This is a genomic window from Variovorax sp. P2_H12, from assembly GCF_056403395.1.
In genome coordinates, this window is sequence record NZ_JBFUFO010000013.1 from 44,601 (window position 1) to 62,284 (window position 17,684).

The window sequence follows — 17,684 nt, forward strand, 5'->3', positions numbered from 1 at the left end:
TCAATTCTGGAAAGTAAGCGCCCAGCTCTGCTGGGCGTTTTGCTGCGGTAGTCAAAATTGATCATGGTGTTTGATCTGCGACGCTGCCGCATTTATCGAGTTAGCCGGCGTACAAACTCGAGCACCGAAGTCGAAGCGGTATCGGCAGTCGCTGAAATGAGTCTGTGAGCAATCAAGGAAGGTAGCAATGGACCCAAAGGAAAAGAAGGAACTCAGCGAGGCAGACATCAAAGCCAAGTTCATTACGCCAGCCATCGTTCAGGTTGGCTGGGATGAGATGACCCAAGTTCGCCGTGAAGTCACGCTCACCCCCGGGCCGGTCGTAGTCCGCGGCAATCTCTCGTCACGCAACAAGAAGAAGAAGAAGTTTGCTGACTACGTGCTTCAAAAAGAGAAGGGCGTTCCGATCGCCGTAATCGAAGCCAAAGACAACACGCATACCATCAGTGATGGCATGCAACAGGCGCTGGGCTATGCAGATCTGCTCGATGTGCCCTGCGCCTTCAGTTCCAACGGCGACGGTTTTGGCAGCCACAACAAGACAGCGGCGGTGGGAGAAGTCATTGAAACCGAGTTCGGTATGGATGCTTTCCCGACCCCCGATGAACTCTGGCGCCGCTATAAGGCTTTCCGGGGGATCGAGGATGCTCAGGAGTCGCTGGTTACAGAACCCTACTACGACGACGGCAGCAACAAGGAGCCGCGCTATTACCAGGCCGAAGCGATCAACCGTGTCGTCGAACGGGTAGCCCAGGGCGAAAAGCGGTTGCTGTTGGTCATGGCCACAGGTACCGGCAAGACTTACACAACCTTCCAGATCATCTACCGCCTGTGGAAGGCCAAGAAGGTCAAGCGCGTCCTTTTCCTGGTTGATCGCAACATCCTCGCTGACCAAACCTTGGTCAATGACTTCAAGCCCTTTGGCTCAGTCATGACCAAGATCCGCAACCGGAAGATCGATCCGTCCTACGAGGTCTACCTCGGCTTGTATCAATCACTTACTGGCCCCGATGAGGAAGACAAGATCTTCAAGTCCGTAAAGCGGGACTTCTTCGATCTGATCGTGATCGATGAGTGCCACCGGGGCAGCGCCAACGACGACTCGGCTTGGAAAGAAATTCTCGAGTACTTTGACAGCGCCATCCAGCTTGGCCTCACGGCCACACCCAAGGAAACTAAGTACGCCTCCAACATCACCTACTTTGGCGAGCCGGTTTACACCTACTCGCTGAAGCAAGGGATCCAAGACGGTTTCTTGGCGCCCTACAAGGTGGTGCGCATCGACATCGATAAAGACCTCCAGGGCTGGACACCGCCCGCCGGCATGAAGGACGACCTTGGTAACGCGATCGAGCAGCGTCAATACAACCAACTCGACATGGATCGCGTGCTGGTGCTCAACCAACGCACCAAGCTCGTCGCCAAGCGTGTGATGAAGCTGCTCAACGCCACAGACCCCTTCCAGAAGACCATCATCTTTTGCGAGGACATCGATCACGCTGAGCGCATGCGCAAGGCCATCACCAATGCTGCTGGCACGCTGGCCACAGAGAACAGCCGATATGTGATGCGTATCACCGGGGACAGCATCGAAGGCAAGGCCGAGCTGGACAACTTCATCGACCCAGAGAGCAAGTACCCCGTCATCGCCACTACGTCAGAACTTTTGACCACGGGCGTGGACGCGAAGACCTGCAAGCTCATCGTGCTGGACAAGACCATCAACTCGATGACCACGTTCAAGCAGATCGTGGGGCGTGGCACGCGCATCGATGAGGCGCAGAACAAGTACTTCTTCACCATCATGGATTTTAAGAAGGCCACCGAGCTCTTCAAGGATCCGGAGTTTGATGGCGAGCCTGTAGTCATCTACGAGCCCGGGAATGACGACGACCCCGTACCGCCCGATCCTGAGCCCGGGGACGACGACCAACCGGACGATGACGATGAAGAGCAAACCGTCAAGAAGTTCGTCGTCAGTGGCTTGGAAGTTCGGATCCTCGCGGAGCGGGTCGAGTACCTCGGGGAAGACGGCCAGATGGTTGCCGAAAGCTATAGCGACTACAGCCGCAAGAACATACGCAAGGAATTCGCGTCACTCGACGACTTTCTGAAGAAGTGGAACAGCGCTAAAAAGAAGGCCGCCATCATCGACGCCCTGGCCGAGTACGGCATCGAGCTGCCCAATCTTGCCAAGGAAGTTGGCAAGGACTACGGCGACTTCGACCTGATCTGCCACATCGCCTTTGACCAACCGCCGCGCACCCGCAGCGAGCGCGCCAACAACGTCAAGAAGCGCAACTACTTCACCAAATACGGCGACAAGGCCCGCGCCGTGCTGGAAGCCCTGCTGGACAAGTACGCCAACGAAGGCATCACCAGCATCGAAAACAACAACGTCTTGAAGCTCGACCCCTTCAAGCAGCTCGGAACCCCCGTGGAAATCATCAACGGCGCCTTCGGTGGCAAGGCCAAGTACGAAGAAGCCCTTCAAGAACTCGAAGCCGAGCTCTTCAAACAAGCAAGTTAAGCAAGTGAATCTGGAATCTCAATGAGCAACGTCAGCGGAGTCATCAAGTCCATTCAAGACATCATGCGCAAGGACGTCGGCGTCGATGGCGACGCCCAGCGCATCAGTCAATTGGTGTGGATGTTCTTTCTCAAGATTTACGACGACCGCGAAGCCGAGATCGAGCTGCTGGAAGACAACTACAAGTCGCCGCTCCCTGAGCACCTGCGCTGGCGCAACTGGGCGTCCGACCCCGAGGGCATGACGGGGGACGACCTCAGCGACTTCATCAACCTGCAGCTCTTCCCTACGCTCAAGAACAAGCTCACCGTCAGCGGCCCGACGGGCGAGCGCGCCAAGGTCATCCGCAACGTCTTCGAGGACGCCTATAACTACATGAAGTCGGGCACCCTCATGCGGCAGGTCATCAACAAGATCTGCGAGATCAACTTCAACAACACGCAAGACCGCCATACCTTCGGCAGCATCTACGAGCAAATCCTCAAAGACCTGCAAAGCGCCGGCAACGCTGGCGAGTTCTACACGCCCCGCGCCGTCACCAAGTTCATCGTCGACCGTGTTGACCCCAAGCTCGACGAAAGCGTGCTCGACCCTGCCTGCGGCACCGGCGGCTTTTTGGCCTGCACCATCGACCACAAAAAGCAGTATGTGAAGAACGCGGCCGACGAGGCCGTGCTCGTCGCCAGCATCCACGGCGTGGAAAAAAAGGCCCTGCCCCACATGCTGTGCACCACCAACATGATCCTGCACGGCATCGACACGCCCACGCAGATCGAGCACGACAACATGCTCAGCCGCCGCGCCTACAAAGACTACGGCGAGGCAGACCGCGTGCACGTCATCATCACCAATCCACCCTTCGGCGGCATGGAAGAAGATGGCGTGGAGAACCAGTTCCCTGCCACCCTGCGCACCCGCGAGACGGCCGACCTCTTCATGGCCCTGGTCGTCAAGCTGCTCAAGAGCGACGGCCGTGCTGCCGTGGTGCTGCCCGATGGCTTCCTGTTCGGCGAGGGCATGAAAACCCGCCTCAAGCAGATGCTGCTAGAGCAGTGCCGTCTGCACACCATCGTGCGGCTGCCCAATGGCGTGTTCAATCCGTACACCGGCATCAAGACCAACATCCTCTTCTTCACCAAGAGGCCTGAAGGTCAATGGCCTGCCACGCAAGACGTGTGGTTCTACGAGCACCCCTACCCTGAAGGCGTTACCAGCTACAACAAGACCCGCCCCATGCAGGTCGAAGAGTTCGCCTCTGAGTGCGCCTGGTGGGGCAGCGAGGTCGATGGCTTTGCTGCCCGCGTGGAGACCCCGCAGGCCTGGAAAGTCAGCATCGCGGACATTACCGCGCGCAACTACAACCTCGACATCAAGAACCCGCACGTGGGCGAGCAGGTCAGCCACGACCCGGAAGAGTTGTTGGCGAAGTACCAGGGCCAAAAAAAGGACATCCAGAGCTTGCGCGACCAGCTCAAGGCCATTCTTGCCGCGGCACTCACCGGAGCGCGCTGAGCATGGCCGGAGAGCAACTCATTACCGACCACGTCGACCTGTGGACCGCAGCGATCAAGCGCAAGTCCACCGCAGGCCGAGGCTCGTCCAGCAAGATCGAGCTGTATGGCATCAAGAAGCTGCGCGAGCTGATCCTGGAGCTGGCCGTGCGTGGCCTGCTGGTCCCACAAGACCCGAACGACGAACCCGCGAGCGAACTGCTCAAGAATATCGTCGCCGAGAAGGCGAGACTGGTGAAGGAAGGCAAGATCAAGAAGGACAAGCCGCTGCCGCTGATTACCGAGGAAGAAAAGCCGTTTGACTTGCCGAGCGGTTGGGAATGGAGCCGACTACAAGATGTCAGTGAATATATTCAGCGCGGCAAAGGACCCGTCTACGCCGACTCTGGGCGAGTAAAAGTTGTTTCCCAGAAATGCGTCCAGTGGTCAGGCTTCGATATCTCAGCGTCTCGATTTGTAGACGATGAAAGTCTGAGTGGGTATAAGCAGGAACGATTTCTTAAAAATCAAGATTTGCTTTGGAACTCCACGGGAACAGGAACAGTTGGGCGAATTAACGCCGTAGAACGTGTTCCCGAGCAAGCGCTTGTCGCAGATTCTCATGTCACGGTAGTTAGAGTACTGGGCGTGCATGCGAAATATTGTCGTACCTATATTTCCTCGCCGGGCGTACAGATCAGAATCGAACCAGCGCACGAAGCTTCATTAGTTTCTGGAAGCACTCAGCAGGTCGAACTAAACACCAGCGCGGTGGTGCTACTTCCCGTGCCTGTGCCGCCGTTAGATGAACAACACCGCATCGTCGCCAAGGCGGATGAGCTGATGGCGCTGTGCGACCAGCTTGAAGAGCAGACCAACTCCAGCCGTAGCGCCCATCAAACCTTGGTAGAGGCCTTCCTGAACGCGCTGACCAGTGCCGCCGATCATGCGCAATTCACAAGCGCTTGGCAGGGCATCGCCGAGCACTTCGACACCCTGTTCACCACCGAAGAAAGCATCAACCAGCTCAAGCAGACCATCCTGCAACTAGCCGTGATGGGTATGCTCGTCCCGCAAGATCCAAACGACGAGCCCGCCAGCGAATTACTCAAGAAGATCGCTGCTGAGAAGGCCAAGCTGATGAAGGAAGGCGTGATCAAAAATCATCTTCCCGTTGAGCCAATGGGGAAGTCGCAGGCGTTGCCAGCTACCTGGGTAGAGATTGTCGTTCAGGATTTCGCTGATATTCGTCTTGGCAGTACGCCAAGCAGGACAGAGTCAAAATTCTGGAATGGAGATATACCTTGGGTGAGCTCAGGGGAGGTTGCTAATTGCATAATCAGGGATACTTCCGAAAAAATAACGCAAGAGGGTTTAAAAAAATCGAGCGCATCAATGATTCCAGCGCGAAGTCTACTTATGGCCATCATCGGCCAAGGAAAAACACGAGGCCAAACAGCTCTTCTTGAAATAAATGCCTGTACAAATCAGAATGTTGCTGCATTTGTATTCAATGAACAATTTATTTTCCCTGAATATGTTTGGATATGGGCTAAAAGCAAGTATGAATCTCATAGAGATGATGGTCATGGAGGGGCGCAACCGGCGCTGAATGGGAAAAAAGTTAGAAGTTTCAGATTCCCTTTGGCTCCCATAGAAGAGCAACACCGCATCGTCGCCAAAGTCGACGAGCTGATAGCACTGTGCGACTGGCTCAAGTTCCGCCTGAATGACGCGCAAACTAACCAGCTGCATCTTGCCGATACCTTGGCCGAGAAGGCGCTTGCGAGGCCATGATGAACGGACAGGTCGAAACCTGGTGCCAAGCTGATGGGCACGCGGATTACGGGCTGTTCGAGGACTTCAATGCCTGGATCGACGAGGGCGACATAGATCTGGAGTTGCCACTGCTGCGCGGGCTCAACCAAGTCGGCCTCTCCAATCCCAGCAAGGCGTTTTTCGCGGGTGACCGCGAGGCGTACGAGCAGGCCCTGAAGGCCTATCGCGCAGAGCGTCGCCGGGCAGTGCTGAGCCGCGATCCATTCGTGGAGACCTACGGCGAAGCCGACGGTCTGCACTGGTTTGAGCGCAACGAACAGCGCTTCGACCAGCTGGTGGAATGCCTCGCAGCGCAGGAGGTGGTGCCTTTCATCGGCGCGGGCATATCTGCTGGTGGTGGTTTTCCGACCTGGGCCAATCATCTACGCCAACAGGGGCGCACGGCGGGCATTGCGCCAGAACAGGTCGAGGCATGGCTGGCTCAAGGCCAACACGAAGAGATCATTGCGCACATTGAGCAGCAACATGGGCGCGATGTCTTCGCCCAAGAAATCCGCGATGTGTTCGGCAAGCGCGGCAGCATTCAAGACATCACCCTGCTCATCTCGGAGTTGTTCAGCGACACGCTGATCACCACTAATTACGACCGCCTGCTGGAGCAGGTGTACGACACCGATGGCGCCGGCCGCGTGCAGGTGATCAACGGCACGACTGCCATGGAGCTACCCGATCCTTCGAAGGTCACGATCATCAAGATCCACGGGGACTTCAAGGCGCCTGCGCAATGCATCCTTGGCAAAACACAGTACGACGCGGCCTATGGCGAAGACGGCCTGGATCTGCACCGGCCCGTACCCAAGATCTTGGCGCGCTACTACTGCAACAACGGCCTGTTCTTCATCGGTTGCAGCTTGCACAACGATCGAACCGTACAAGTATTTCAAGCCACCAAGGAAAGTGCTGGCGACGTGCTGTTCCCTCAGCATTTTTCCATCGAACAGGCGCCCAAGCAGTTGGAGACGCTGGTTGCCCGAAACAGCGAACTCTTGCGCTTAGGCATCACTGCGATTTGGTATCCCAAAGGACAGTACGAGGCCGTCAACAACATCCTTCGCCATGCTAAGAGCGAGTTGAGCTTCAGGAAGTCCCAAGCTGCGCGCGCGAAGAGCTTCTTGTCCGAGTCCGCTCGACATTCGCCCCCTATGGCTGACCCTGCCGGCGCAGATTGACCTAGCGAACCTGCAAGGGCGACATCAAACTTCCGCCTCTAGCCGGACAAGCCCCCGAGTTGCAAGGCGATGTTTCTGACCTGGAAAAACCGCTGCAAAACCGCATTGAGGCGAATCTGAAGGTGCTTGGCCGCAAGTAGAGGCTCTCAACTTACTTCTTCCAACCGTGTAGTGGCCGAAACCGTCGCGATTTCAGACCGGATCCATGGGGCCATGTAAACACGAACATCGCTTCGTGCGACGTAATTACTTCATCGAGCGACTCGATTCCGAAATATCGGTCGTTCCGTTCAATGAGCGCGTAGACGTCTCTGATCTCTCTAGCCACGATCGAAATCATCTGCTTGGCGTCGGGCTGCTTTGTTGAGCTTGGAAGCGAAACGCGCGCATTGACATCGACATGCTTGCCTTGCTTTGGGAGGCCAACGTAAATAGCTGCCTGCTTCCGGCGCTCCAAATTTCCATCAGCAGCAGCTCGGAGCAGCTTTGGGGAAAATTCGAAGTATTCACTGCCCATGAAAGCGGACTGTTTTTCCGAGTGCAAGTAGAGCAGCTTCAACCATGGCTGCTCCTCCGCTGCCGCGGGGAGACTCTCGTTGGTAAGTGCGGTGTAGTAAACATGATCAACCCACTTTGCTTTCGCATACTCTTCCATAGAGAGTACCGCAAGTTGAAAGGCTGTTGGATACGATCCAATTTCAAATAGGGAGATTGAGTCCCTCAAGAGCCTCAAGGAATTGCGTAGCGACTCCAAGGCGAGTTGCTTGTATTTGCGTGCTGAAAGTGTTGCTCTCATCTGCTCGTCAACGTCCAAGGAGGGTCAAAGCGAAGCTCGCGCCTGAGTGGCCGGTGCTGAAGTCCAGCGTTTTTGGGCAATTGCTGCCGCAGCATTGCGGCTGTTTCGAGATTGGTCACTTCGGCTGTCGTATGCTTCACGGGTCAATTGTGGCGCGCACCAGCTAGTGAACCGAGCCTGAGGCAGCATCTGCAGCGCCTTCCTTCGAGCCCATCGAAGTTGATCAATAGGGGGGAGGCCCTCAGCCGCAACGACATTCCTTCTCTGTACCTACTAGAGTCGTTCTTTCTCCTTTAAGAGAAATCGATTGTGCCGGCTTTCGAGGTTAGAAGAAGCCGGCTGCTGAGTGCTTAAATCGGGAAGATTAATTGATTTGCCATGAAATTGACGGTAGTCAGTGCTCATTGCCTCCCTCGAGAGGTGAATTTGCCCTCGGCTATCGACGGAAAGATGATGGAGGTCATACAAGGTGTGTACATCCGAGCGAAGCAGCAATCCGTTGCTCGTGCGGTAGTCAGTACCCTCCGCGTGAGGAATGATGTGTGCGGCCTCCAACACTGGCTCCAAGATACAGCCCGTGACGGCGCATCGTCGACGATACGCTGCGAGCAGCGACGATCTGAATGCTGACTGGCCCTGCCGGAGGCGAATTTGACCCTCTCGCCACCTGTCGTCTTCGCCCACGGTCTCGGGTGGTTGCATCCCGTCCGTCGCAACTGCAGCCAACCTGGCCCCACGCTCGCCGCGGACGATCAACGCGTCACCGTCGTTGATTCGGTGAACGAACCACTCTGCCGGGTCAAGGCTTCGTTCGCTCACGGCAGCGGACGCGTCACCCAGTTCCTGATCTGCGCGCATGTCACCTGCATTGAGAATAATTCGAACTGCTCTGTCTGCATGAAACGACGAGTTCAATGCCTCTTCAAACGCCTCGGATCGTCGAATCTGCTGTAGCAACCGACCCCGCTGCTCTTGCGTTGCTCCCGCGCGATGAAGTCGGTCACGAAGCTGCTTCGTGTGTTCACCGTAGTCTGAGTTGTAGACCACACGGCCGTTGCGCTCTTCCAGGAGCTCGTGCCAAATGCATAGGACATAGCCTTCAGTAGCGTTACCGAACGACCAGTCGTAGCAGAAGCGTGGGTTGGCACGCGGATTCTTCACTTCGCGACCGTCGGCGGTGAATTCCCAATCTGTCACGTCGACGCCGGCATGCTTGACGAGATCCATCACATACTCGCGAGTTTTGGGTCGTAGGACACTGAGCGCCGAGGCCGCCACTCGCGGAACGCGATGGAAATCGACCATGCCAGAAGCGAGCTTCACCGACGCTTTCCAGCCCGCAGCTTGCCATGCGTGTGCCCAAGAATGAGTGTCCTCAACGCTGGAGTTGGCCCACCATGCTGCGTACTTTCTTGCGGACTCAGGTAGTCGATCCCTTAAGGTTTTCTCGACGTCCCCAAAACTCAATCGCAGGGCATACGACGATGTTGCGTTTAGTAGCTCGATGAGTGGGTCGTATTTGGCCATGAGGTTGAATGCTGCGGCGTGGAAGGTAGATCGCTTGCGGGATTGCGAGATCTATTCCGGGGATGATGACCTGAATTTCTTAGTGGCATCCGCTGGACGGAGTACTAGCTGCCAACAAATTCACATGTTTGGTCGCATCTTTGACGCAGTCACGAGGTCTATGACTGCTTCCGCTGCAATTCGGACCCAGCTCTTCGAGGTCGCCTCTTGCAGTCGACGCCGGGACATATTGCACAGTTCCCGCCTCGTTGATAGAGCATGAAAACCCAGAGGAGAACAGTAGGGCCATGATCCCAGGCTGACCATCTCGAGCACCCCTCCATGGCCGTCCTCCTCCCCGCCCTCAGCACCTGCGTCGCCCGCATGACCTCCGGCGAGCGCCGTCTCGCCGAGCGCCTGCAGCAGAAGCTCGACAACGATTACCTGCTGTGGTTCGACGTGCCCATCGGCCCCAAGCAGTGCCATCCCGACTTCGTCGTGCTGCACCCGCGCCGTGGCCTGCTGATCCTGGAGACCAAGGACTGGCGCCTCGACACCATCCAGAAGGCGAGCCGGGGCGACTGGCTGATCGCGCCCGACGGTGTGCCCAAGAGCGTGCCCAACCCCATCGAGCAGGCCCGCCACCAGACGCTGCAGGTGGTCGATGCCCTCAAGCGCGATGCGCAGCTGATCGTTCACGAGGGCAAGTGGCAAGGCATGCTCACCTTCCCGTGGAGCTACGGCGTCGTCTTCACGCGCATCACGCGCAAGCAGTTCGATGCGGCGGGCCTCGGCAACGCGATCGAGCCGCACCGCGTGATCTGCTCCGACGAGATGCTGGAGGAGTGCGAGCCCGAGCCCTTCCAGCGCCGGCTGTGGGAGATGTTCCCGCGGCTCATGCGCGGCACGCTCTCGTTGCCCCAGATCGACCGCGTGCGCTGGAACCTGTTTCCCGAGGTGCGCGTGGCCGAGCAGGGCACGCTCTTCGCTGCGTCTCCCTTCGACGATGCGGATGAAGCCGCCACCATCCCCGACTTCCTGCGCGTGATGGACCTGCAGCAGGAGCAGCTGGCGCGCAGCCTCGGAGACGGCCACCGCGTGATCCACGGCGTGGCCGGCTCCGGCAAGACCATGATCCTCGGCTACCGCGCCGAGTACCTGGCCAAGGCCGTTGGCGCCAACGCCGACGCGGCCAAGCCGGTGCTCGTGCTTTGCTACAACGAGCCGCTGGCGGTCAAGCTGCAGGCCGTGATGCGGGCCAAGCAGCTGGACGGGCGCGTGCATGTGCGGCACTTCCACAAGTGGTGCCGCGACCAGCTGGTGGCCTTCGGCCAGCCCCTGCCGCCCAATGGCTTGCCCGTGGGGGCGTTCATGGAGCAGATGGTGCAGAACGTCATCGACGGCGTCGACCGCCGCATGATCCCCTCGGGCCAGTACCTGGCGGTGCTGGTCGACGAGGGCCACGACTTCGCGCCGGAATGGCTCAAGCTGGTCACGCAGATGGTCGACCCCCACACCAACAGCCTGCTGCTGCTGTATGACGATGCCCAGAGCATCTACGACAAGCGGCGCGGCGGTAAGCCCTTCAGCTTCAAGAGCGTGGGCGTGCAGGCGCAGGGCCGCACCACCATCTTGAAGATCAACTACCGCAACACCCGCCAGATCCTGCAGGCCGCCAGCGCGATGGCGACCGAGCTGCTGCGCCCGCAGGAGAACGGCGACGACGGCATCCCACTGCTTCACCCCGTGAGTTGCGGCCGCGACGGCGCCGAGCCGATCGTCATCGACCTGCCGACCCCGCGCGAGCAGGCCGAGCGCATCGCCGAGCTGATGGCCAGCGCCCACAACGAAGGCCATGCCTGGGGCGACATGGCGGTGCTGTGCCGCAGCTGGGCGCTGATGGACGAATGCGCCAAGGCCTTGACCCGCCGCCGCCTGCCGCACAAGGTGCGCAAGGGCGCGCACGACTTCGACCCGCTGGCCGACACCATCAAGGTGATGACCCTGCACGCGAGCAAGGGGCTGGAGTTTCCAGTGGTGGCGGTGATGGGGGCGCGGCAGGCTGTGGCGGGGGACCCGACCGGCGCGAAGGCGGAGGAGAGCGATCCGCTGGAGGAGATGCGGTTGTTCTACGTGGGGGCGACGCGGGCGACTTCGCGGTTGATCGTGGCGAATGCGGTGAGGCAGTGACTCCGAATTCAAGCAGGAGGCGGTGCGCACGCGACCCGGCCCCCCCGTTGCACTCAGCATTGCAGTACTGGTGCAGGGAGCTTCGATGCACCGAGGCGAAGCTGCGGGATGCCCTCGCCAAGGTCGGCAATCACGTGGCCGCGGTGCGCGAACATCTCGCGTCGCGCGAGTGATTTGGCCGATGGAACCGGCCGGGCTGGCACGCAGACCCTTCATGCGTTGAGGCAGACGAAACCGATTGGCGATGCGCAATCATTGAATCACCTCGTCTGCGCGACGGAGCAGCGATTGCGGGATCTTCAGCCCGATTGCCTTCGCGGTCTTCGTGTTGATGATCAGCTTGAACGTTGTCGGCTGCTGCACCGGCAACGCGCCAGGATTCTCGCCTTTGAGGATCTTGTCGACGTAATCCGTGGCGAGATCGAGAAGGCGCCGCAGATCGGGGCCGTAAGTCATCAGTCCACCGGCGACAACGAATGCCTTGTGCAAATAGATGGATGGCAACGCATGCAAGCGCGCCAGCTCGGCAAGCCGTTCGGAATCACGCGTAAACATCACATCTCCGAAGATGACGAGTCCATCGGCGTGCTGTTGGGTCATCGCTGCAAACGCTGCACCGTACTGATCGGGCCTATCGGCTTCCAGCACCTGCAGCTGCATGCCCTGCGGCCGTACCGCCTGGATGATGCGCAAATATTCGGCGTGCTCTGGCCTGGCGGGATTGGTCAGGATCGCGACCCGGGCAAGCCCAGGGACGGCATCGCGGAGCAACTCCAGCGTTTTCGGAGTCAAGTCGCGTGCGATTGCAGTCACCCCGGTGACATTGCCGCCGGGCCGCCCCAGGCTGGTCACGAACCCGCCCTTGACGGGGTCCTCGCCACTGAATGCCATGACGATCGGGATCGTCGTTGTCGCGCCGTGAGCAGCCCGAATGGCCACTGCAGAGCCCGCAACAATGAGATCGACTTTGAGGCCCACAAGCTCCGCGGCCAACGCCGGCAGCCGATCCGCGTTTCCATCGGCGAACTTGTCCTCGATGACAGTGTTTCGCCCGACAACGTAGCCGCGCCGACCGAGTCCCTCTGCCATCACCTTGCCAAGCGTGGTGCCCTCGAACGAGGTAAGGCTGAGAACGCCGATCCTGTAGATCCTGCCTGCCTGCTGAGCCCCTACGGGAGGCGTCAGCGTGATCGACCCGACGCCAAGAACGAGGCCAAGCGCAAGCACCGTTTTCCGCCGCACGTTACCTCCTCGGGGGTCAGCCCATGAAAGCAGCAATGCTACGCCGCTCGTGCGGCCAAGGCCTTAGGCAACGCCGACGCCGCCAAGCCGGCCCCTTGCTCGCGTGCAGGGTCATTACCTTGATAGTGTCGGCCAGCGGGTCTTCTCATGCCACGCATCGGTTGCGAAACTGCAACGCAGAAGTGCCAACCAGCGGCCAAATCGCTAAACTTTGCGCCGGTGCCCACCGTACTTGCACACGAGTAGAACAAGGCTCTCCCACTTCTCAGTCATCAGCAATTTCCTTTTGGCGCTGCCGCGTCGAGGCTTTAAACGTGTGCGTTCGCTTCGTCGCGGTGTTGCCACCACGAAAGGATTGCCATGACTATCAAGAAGCTTGCATTTGAGGCGCAACGCGCCATCCAGGCGGCGTCGGGTTCCTCGTTCTCGCTCGGACACGTCTACCAGGTTCTGGCCGCGACGCTGGGTTTTGACTCGGACGCCTCGCTGCGTGCCAACCATGTCTTCGACGAAGACCCCCACTATCGAACTCGCTCGCACAAGCGAACCTTCGGCGACGGCAACGCACGAGCCCTTGGGCTCGGGCACACGCAGGAAGTGGCGCTTCTTGCGGCCACCACGATCAGGCGCGCGGTCGAAGAAAGAGGAATTCGCGTGCGCGAACTCGACGACGTGGTGGTGTCGGCGCGGGAAGGCTACGGCTTCGTCAACGACCTCTACTCGGATGACGAGCATGAGGATTTCGACGACGACGACACTTCGGGCCGGGAAGCGTACTCGGTCGTGCTGCTGGAAAGCCTCGACCGTGCGGCTGCAGCAGGCGAGCACCGCGCGCATTATGCGTTGGCGCGGATCGCGGCCTCGCGCGTCGATGACTTCGACGAATTCGAGGCGGAGGGAAGTGCCCATTGGTACCGCGTTCAGCAAGAGGGGACGGAGCTTCACGGCGTGGAGAAGGAATGGGCCGACGCCTACGCGGCTGCCTTGCGCCGAAGCGAATCGCCTCAGCGCCCTGAGCGAGTGGCCCAGCAGCATCTCGAACGAGCCGCCGAACTCGGCAATCCTGACGCGCTGATGGATCTGGCAGAACAGAGAGAGGACGCGACCTGCTTCCATCGGGCCGCCGAAGCGGGCGGCGATTCCAGCCGCCTCGTCGATCTCGCCTATCGCTTCGATCAGCCGAATGTCGAGTACTGGCTGACTCGCGCTGCCGAATCAGGCGACGGCTGGGCGATGCGCACGCTGATCGAGCAGTTCGACGACCGCGATCTGCGGGCATGCTGGAAATGGGTCTACTTCGCCCGTTTGCTGGGCACTGATCTGACCAAGGACAACCTGAAGGCCTATCACGATGGCGGCCTTTATGGCGGCCAGCTCTACGACGACGACCAAGGAGGGCCTCTGTACGTCGACGGCATCGAGGGCGTCCGCCTCGAACCTCTTGATCCGCTCGAGGATGCGAAGGCACACGAGGATGCGGCTGAGCTTTTCAGTCGTCTCGGTTGAAAGTTGCCCATGCGTGCGGCAATGAACAAGACCTATCTGCTGATCGATCTGCAGAACCAGAAGCCGTCGCCGGAGTGCGTGGCGTCGTGGATGGGCACCAACGGCGAAGCCTGGATCTTCTTCGGCGAGCATGAAATCAACATGCTTCCGCAGTACCAGGAGTTGGGCGTGCAGGTATCCATCGTCGACATCTCCAGGCCCGGCAAGAATTCGCTCGATTTCCACCTCGTGCTGTATCTCGGCTACCTGGTTGGCAGGCGCGAGGGCAACGCACGATTCTTGATCGTCGCCGGCGACGGTGACTATGACCCCGCGGTTGCGCATGCCCGATCGAAAGGGGTGGCGGTCAAGCGTTTGGACAGCCTGGATGTCGTTCCCGTGGCCATCGCACCCGCACTGAAGTGCGGACCCAAGGGCGGGAAGCAGAGGTCAGTGGAAATCGTTTGCGACGGCATGCTGAAGGACATTCGCGGCTCCAGCAGACCGCGCAACCTGGCAGCGTTGAGGACACGCATCCAGTCGCGCATCGGCCAGCAGCCGGAGCCCGACAAGGTGGCTTGCGTGATTGCCGAGCTGGAGACCATGGACGTGATCGAGGTCGTCGATGGCACCCTGAGCTACGTCCAAGCCGCGGAGGAGTTCAAGGCCGGCTGAGAGCGCTTGGAAGAGCCCACGCCGCCGCGCCAGCGATCCAGCGAATCGGCGGGACGCATCCCACGCGACCCCGTCGGGTGATTCGGGCGGTGTGAGGTTCAGTTCCATGAGAAACGGGCTTGGCTCTGCATAGCATTTGCTCTACAGTTGAGCCATGAAAACCGCCCAGTTGCCGCCCGTGCGTGTGGAGCCTTCCGTGCGCGAAGAAATTGAAAGCGTCCTGCGACCGGGAGAAACGCTGTCGCAGTTTGTGGAGAACGCAGCAGTGCAAGCCGCACAGCGGCGCAGATCGCAGCAGGATTTTCTCGAGAGAGGCCGCGCTTCCTTGAAGCGCGCGAGCAAGAGCGGCGAGTATTACTCGGCGAAGGATGCGCTCGACGCCATGCAGGCACGCCTCGATGCGCGAGTCGCTGACCTCGCGCAGGACAAGCGCGGCACGGCCTCTCGCTCGTGACCTACACCGTCGCCCTCACGCATGAGGCCCTCGAGGACCTCATGCGTCTTGAGGACTTTCTCATTGAGGCAGCGCTGCAATACGGAGACTTCGATCTGCCGCGTCGCGCTGTCGCCGCGATTCGCGCGGAAATCAGAATCCTGGAGACCAATCCCTTCACCTGCCGCATCGCTGACGAAGACCGACTCGAGCGAGAACTGGTCATTCCATTTGGAGCGTCGGGGTATGTGGCCCTGTTTCGAATCGTCAGCGACAAGGAAATCGTGGTTGCCGCGATCCGCCACCAGCGTGAAGACGATTACCACTAGCTTTTGTCGGCGCGCCGCCGGAGCCGTTCAATCCGTTTGCTTCAACGCCCGCCGCAAGGCATCCCGCAGCTGCAGGTATTCAGCGTGGTCCTTGTCTTTCAGCAACGCGAGGTCGGACGCAATCCGCCCGAGTCGTTCCGCCGCGCCGTCGAGCTTCACTTTCTCGATTTCGTCCCACATGGTCATGAATTCCCCCAGCGCGCCGGTCTCGGGCGGCTTGGGGTGCGCCTCAAGGATCAGCTCGCGCAGAGCATCCGAAATGCGGCCGATCTGACGACCGTAACTGTGCTTTGCAACGATGTCGACCTCGGTCTCGGGCGCCGTGGAGTTGTTGCTGTTGATGTTCAGCGACCAGCCGGGCAATATGGGCTGGACCAAAGTGCCAGGCGATGGTGGCAGCCACTGGCGCCAGGAATCGAAGGCACTCCAGTTCGGGTTCGTGGACATCGACTTGCTCCTCTATGGAAATGGCCCCCAGGCGCGCCTGGGCGGGTTGTTGCCAGCGCCGAGTAGCCTAGGCCCGAGCGCCGATGCCCGAATCCCCAATTCTGTGGGCGCGATGCCGTTCAGTTGACCGCAGGCAGAACGGCGTCAGGCAGCCAGGCGCGCTGCCAGCTGCCGCGCGGTTCGCGCGCTGGCGCCCTTGCCGGTCATCGCCAGCGCCGGGGGGTTGGCCAGCATCCGCTCGAAGACTGCCCGCACTTCTTCCGCTCCGATGTCATCGATCATCGCAATCGCATCGGCCGTCGGCGTCACGGTCCCGCTGGCGAAGAGTTCTTCGACGGCCTGCTCCATCGTTGCGTAGGTCCCCTCCGCTGCGCGCACGCGGGACACGATCAGCTGATTCTTCGCCCGCTCCAGGTGCACCGGATCGATGGTGGTGGCCTGCGCACGCAGCAGGCCGCCCGTCGCCGTCACCAGCGCGTCCAGCTTGTCCGGGGTCGTGACCGCATGCACCACGAAAGTGGCCCAGACGTCCCCGCTGTCCATCGTGGAATCGGCCGTGTAGGCCAGGCCGAGCCGCTCCCGGACGGTGTCGACCAGGGGCGCCGACATCCCGCCTCCAAACAGGTTGGCCGCCAGCGTTGCCGCAAGGCGCCAGCGCTGCTGCGACATCTCCTCCTGCTGCGCGGGCGCCAGCGGGTAGGCGATGTTCAGGAACACCTGCGACACCTGCGTGAAGCGCCGGGCCATGGCTTGACCGACGTACTTCGCGGGCGCCGGCTGTCGCGACACGGGCAGGTCGGCCGACGCGGGCATCGCTGCAAAGAGTTCCCCGGCGAGCGCCACCCAGGCGTCGACGTCGAAGTTCCCGGCCGCCGCGACGACGGTCTTTTCCGCGACGTAGTGGGACTGCACGTGGCGGACCAGGTCTTGCCGGGTAAAGCCTTCGATGTTGCCGACGGTGCCGATCACCGGCATGCCCATCGGGTCGTCGCCCCAGATCGCGCGGTCGAGCAATTCGCTGGAGCAATCCAGCGGATCCTCCTCGTACTCGATGGCCTCCTGGCGGATCACTTCCAGCTCGCGCTGCAGTTCACTGTCGGGAAATGTGCTGTTCAAGACGATGTCGGCCGTCATGCGCAGCAGCTGCTGCGCGTGCCGGCCCAGGCCGGTCATGAAGTAGCCAGTGGTGTCCTTGCCAGTGAACGCGTTGACATCCGCTCCCAGCCGCTCCGCATCCATGTTGATGGCCTGAACGGAGCGGGTGGTGGTCCCCTTGAACGCCATGTGCTCCAGCACATGGCCGATGCCGTTGTTGGCCGGCGTCTCGTCCCGGCAGCCGACACGCAGGAACACGCCCACACTGGCGCTCTGCACATGGGGAATGTGAATGGCGAGCAGCCTCACCCCGTTTGGAAGCGTGTGGAGGGCCGTGGTGGTGCGCTCCGCCTGCAGTTGGACCATGGCTCAGCGGCCTTCCGGCTGTTGCAGCCTGACGCCGATGTCTGCCGATATGCGCTTGCCTTGAGTCATGGGTGCATTGTCGCTGCGCCCGC

General features: G+C 60.1%; 15 protein-coding genes. 10 read left to right on the top strand and 5 right to left on the bottom strand.

The window, feature by feature from the left end:
* The first annotated feature begins 187 nt into the window (after positions 1-187).
* From hsdR to AC1DYK_RS11160, 4 genes are read left to right on the top strand one after another with little or no spacing between them, the layout of a single operon-like run.
* Positions 188-2,530, top strand: coding sequence for an EcoAI/FtnUII family type I restriction enzme subunit R (hsdR, locus tag AC1DYK_RS11145; RefSeq protein ID WP_478166351.1), 2,343 nt, complete (start codon positions 188-190; stop codon positions 2,528-2,530).
* 21 nt (positions 2,531-2,551) lie between these two features.
* On the top strand, positions 2,552-4,042 hold the full coding sequence (locus tag AC1DYK_RS11150) for a type I restriction-modification system subunit M (RefSeq protein WP_478166352.1): 1,491 nt from the start codon (positions 2,552-2,554) through the stop codon (positions 4,040-4,042).
* Positions 4,043-4,044: 2 nt separating this feature from the next.
* Positions 4,045-5,817: a restriction endonuclease subunit S gene (locus AC1DYK_RS11155; protein WP_478166353.1), complete on the top strand. Its 1,773-nt coding sequence runs from the start codon at positions 4,045-4,047 to the stop codon at positions 5,815-5,817.
* Entirely contained in the window at positions 5,817-7,028 is a 1,212-nt protein-coding gene (locus AC1DYK_RS11160; RefSeq protein WP_478166354.1) for an SIR2 family NAD-dependent protein deacylase, read from the top strand. Before AC1DYK_RS11155 ends, AC1DYK_RS11160 begins: the two co-directional genes overlap by 1 nt.
* A 151-nt stretch (positions 7,029-7,179) precedes the next feature.
* Here the strand turns inward: AC1DYK_RS11160 and AC1DYK_RS11165 are convergent, their stop codons facing one another.
* Together AC1DYK_RS11165 and AC1DYK_RS11170 are read right to left on the bottom strand one after the other, a co-directional pair.
* Positions 7,180-7,842 (bottom strand): AbiV family abortive infection protein, encoded by a 663-nt coding sequence (locus tag AC1DYK_RS11165; RefSeq protein ID WP_478166355.1) that lies wholly within the window; start codon positions 7,840-7,842, stop codon positions 7,180-7,182.
* A 255-nt stretch (positions 7,843-8,097) separates the two neighbouring features.
* A complete protein-coding gene (locus AC1DYK_RS11170) occupies positions 8,098-9,351 on the bottom strand; it encodes an HNH endonuclease (RefSeq protein ID WP_478166356.1) in 1,254 nt (417 codons plus the stop codon).
* Positions 9,352-9,672: 321 nt separating this feature from the next.
* Between AC1DYK_RS11170 and AC1DYK_RS11175 the strand changes: the two genes are divergently transcribed.
* Both AC1DYK_RS11175 and AC1DYK_RS11180 read left to right on the top strand, forming a co-directional pair.
* Positions 9,673-11,520, top strand: coding sequence for a 3'-5' exonuclease (locus AC1DYK_RS11175; RefSeq protein WP_478166357.1), 1,848 nt, complete (start codon positions 9,673-9,675; stop codon positions 11,518-11,520).
* Positions 11,517-11,693, top strand: a complete 177-nt coding sequence (locus AC1DYK_RS11180) for a DUF3606 domain-containing protein (RefSeq protein WP_478166358.1) — start codon at positions 11,517-11,519, stop codon at positions 11,691-11,693. Before AC1DYK_RS11175 ends, AC1DYK_RS11180 begins: the two co-directional genes overlap by 4 nt.
* 79 nt (positions 11,694-11,772) lie before the next feature.
* On the opposite strand, the gene AC1DYK_RS11185 is transcribed toward AC1DYK_RS11180, so the two are convergent.
* Positions 11,773-12,762 (bottom strand): ABC transporter substrate-binding protein, encoded by a 990-nt coding sequence (locus AC1DYK_RS11185; protein WP_478166359.1) that lies wholly within the window; start codon positions 12,760-12,762, stop codon positions 11,773-11,775.
* Positions 12,763-13,122: 360 nt separating this feature from the next.
* Here AC1DYK_RS11185 and AC1DYK_RS11190 point away from each other — a divergent pair, with 360 nt between their 5' ends.
* From AC1DYK_RS11190 to AC1DYK_RS11205, 4 genes are all read left to right on the top strand, one after another.
* On the top strand, positions 13,123-14,268 hold the full coding sequence (locus AC1DYK_RS11190) for a hypothetical protein (RefSeq protein ID WP_478166360.1): 1,146 nt from the start codon (positions 13,123-13,125) through the stop codon (positions 14,266-14,268).
* A gap of 9 nt (positions 14,269-14,277) precedes the next feature.
* Positions 14,278-14,922 (top strand): PIN domain-containing protein, encoded by a 645-nt coding sequence (locus tag AC1DYK_RS11195; protein ID WP_478166447.1) that lies wholly within the window; start codon positions 14,278-14,280, stop codon positions 14,920-14,922.
* Between the two features lie 154 nt (positions 14,923-15,076).
* Positions 15,077-15,376 (top strand): YlcI/YnfO family protein, encoded by a 300-nt coding sequence (locus AC1DYK_RS11200; RefSeq protein ID WP_478166361.1) that lies wholly within the window; start codon positions 15,077-15,079, stop codon positions 15,374-15,376.
* Complete coding sequence (locus AC1DYK_RS11205; RefSeq protein WP_478166362.1) at positions 15,373-15,684, top strand: type II toxin-antitoxin system RelE/ParE family toxin; 312 nt, start codon at positions 15,373-15,375, stop codon at positions 15,682-15,684. The genes AC1DYK_RS11200 and AC1DYK_RS11205 overlap by 4 nt, the downstream gene beginning before the upstream one ends.
* Positions 15,685-15,711: 27 nt before the next feature.
* Here the strand turns inward: AC1DYK_RS11205 and AC1DYK_RS11210 are convergent, their stop codons facing one another.
* Positions 15,712-16,131, bottom strand: a complete 420-nt coding sequence (locus AC1DYK_RS11210) for a hypothetical protein (RefSeq protein ID WP_478166363.1) — start codon at positions 16,129-16,131, stop codon at positions 15,712-15,714.
* A gap of 144 nt (positions 16,132-16,275) precedes the next feature.
* Positions 16,276-17,592 carry a M16 family metallopeptidase gene (locus AC1DYK_RS11215; protein ID WP_478166364.1) on the bottom strand — a complete coding sequence of 439 codons (1,317 nt, stop codon included), beginning with the start codon at positions 17,590-17,592 and terminating at the stop codon, positions 16,276-16,278.
* Positions 17,593-17,684: the final 92 nt, after the last annotated feature.

Coding starts and splice junctions, on each gene's coding strand:
- AC1DYK_RS11170 (WP_478166356.1), bottom strand. CDS start 9,351: ATGGCCAAATACGACCCACTCATCGAGCTACTAAACGCAACATCGTCG.
- hsdR (WP_478166351.1), top strand. CDS start 188: ATGGACCCAAAGGAAAAGAAGGAACTCAGCGAGGCAGACATCAAAGCC.
- AC1DYK_RS11160 (WP_478166354.1), top strand. CDS start 5,817: ATGAACGGACAGGTCGAAACCTGGTGCCAAGCTGATGGGCACGCGGAT.
- AC1DYK_RS11175 (WP_478166357.1), top strand. CDS start 9,673: ATGGCCGTCCTCCTCCCCGCCCTCAGCACCTGCGTCGCCCGCATGACC.
- AC1DYK_RS11200 (WP_478166361.1), top strand. CDS start 15,077: ATGAAAACCGCCCAGTTGCCGCCCGTGCGTGTGGAGCCTTCCGTGCGC.
- AC1DYK_RS11195 (WP_478166447.1), top strand. CDS start 14,278: ATGCGTGCGGCAATGAACAAGACCTATCTGCTGATCGATCTGCAGAAC.
- AC1DYK_RS11215 (WP_478166364.1), bottom strand. CDS start 17,592: ATGGTCCAACTGCAGGCGGAGCGCACCACCACGGCCCTCCACACGCTT.
- AC1DYK_RS11155 (WP_478166353.1), top strand. CDS start 4,045: ATGGCCGGAGAGCAACTCATTACCGACCACGTCGACCTGTGGACCGCA.
- AC1DYK_RS11210 (WP_478166363.1), bottom strand. CDS start 16,131: ATGTCCACGAACCCGAACTGGAGTGCCTTCGATTCCTGGCGCCAGTGG.
- AC1DYK_RS11190 (WP_478166360.1), top strand. CDS start 13,123: ATGACTATCAAGAAGCTTGCATTTGAGGCGCAACGCGCCATCCAGGCG.
- AC1DYK_RS11150 (WP_478166352.1), top strand. CDS start 2,552: ATGAGCAACGTCAGCGGAGTCATCAAGTCCATTCAAGACATCATGCGC.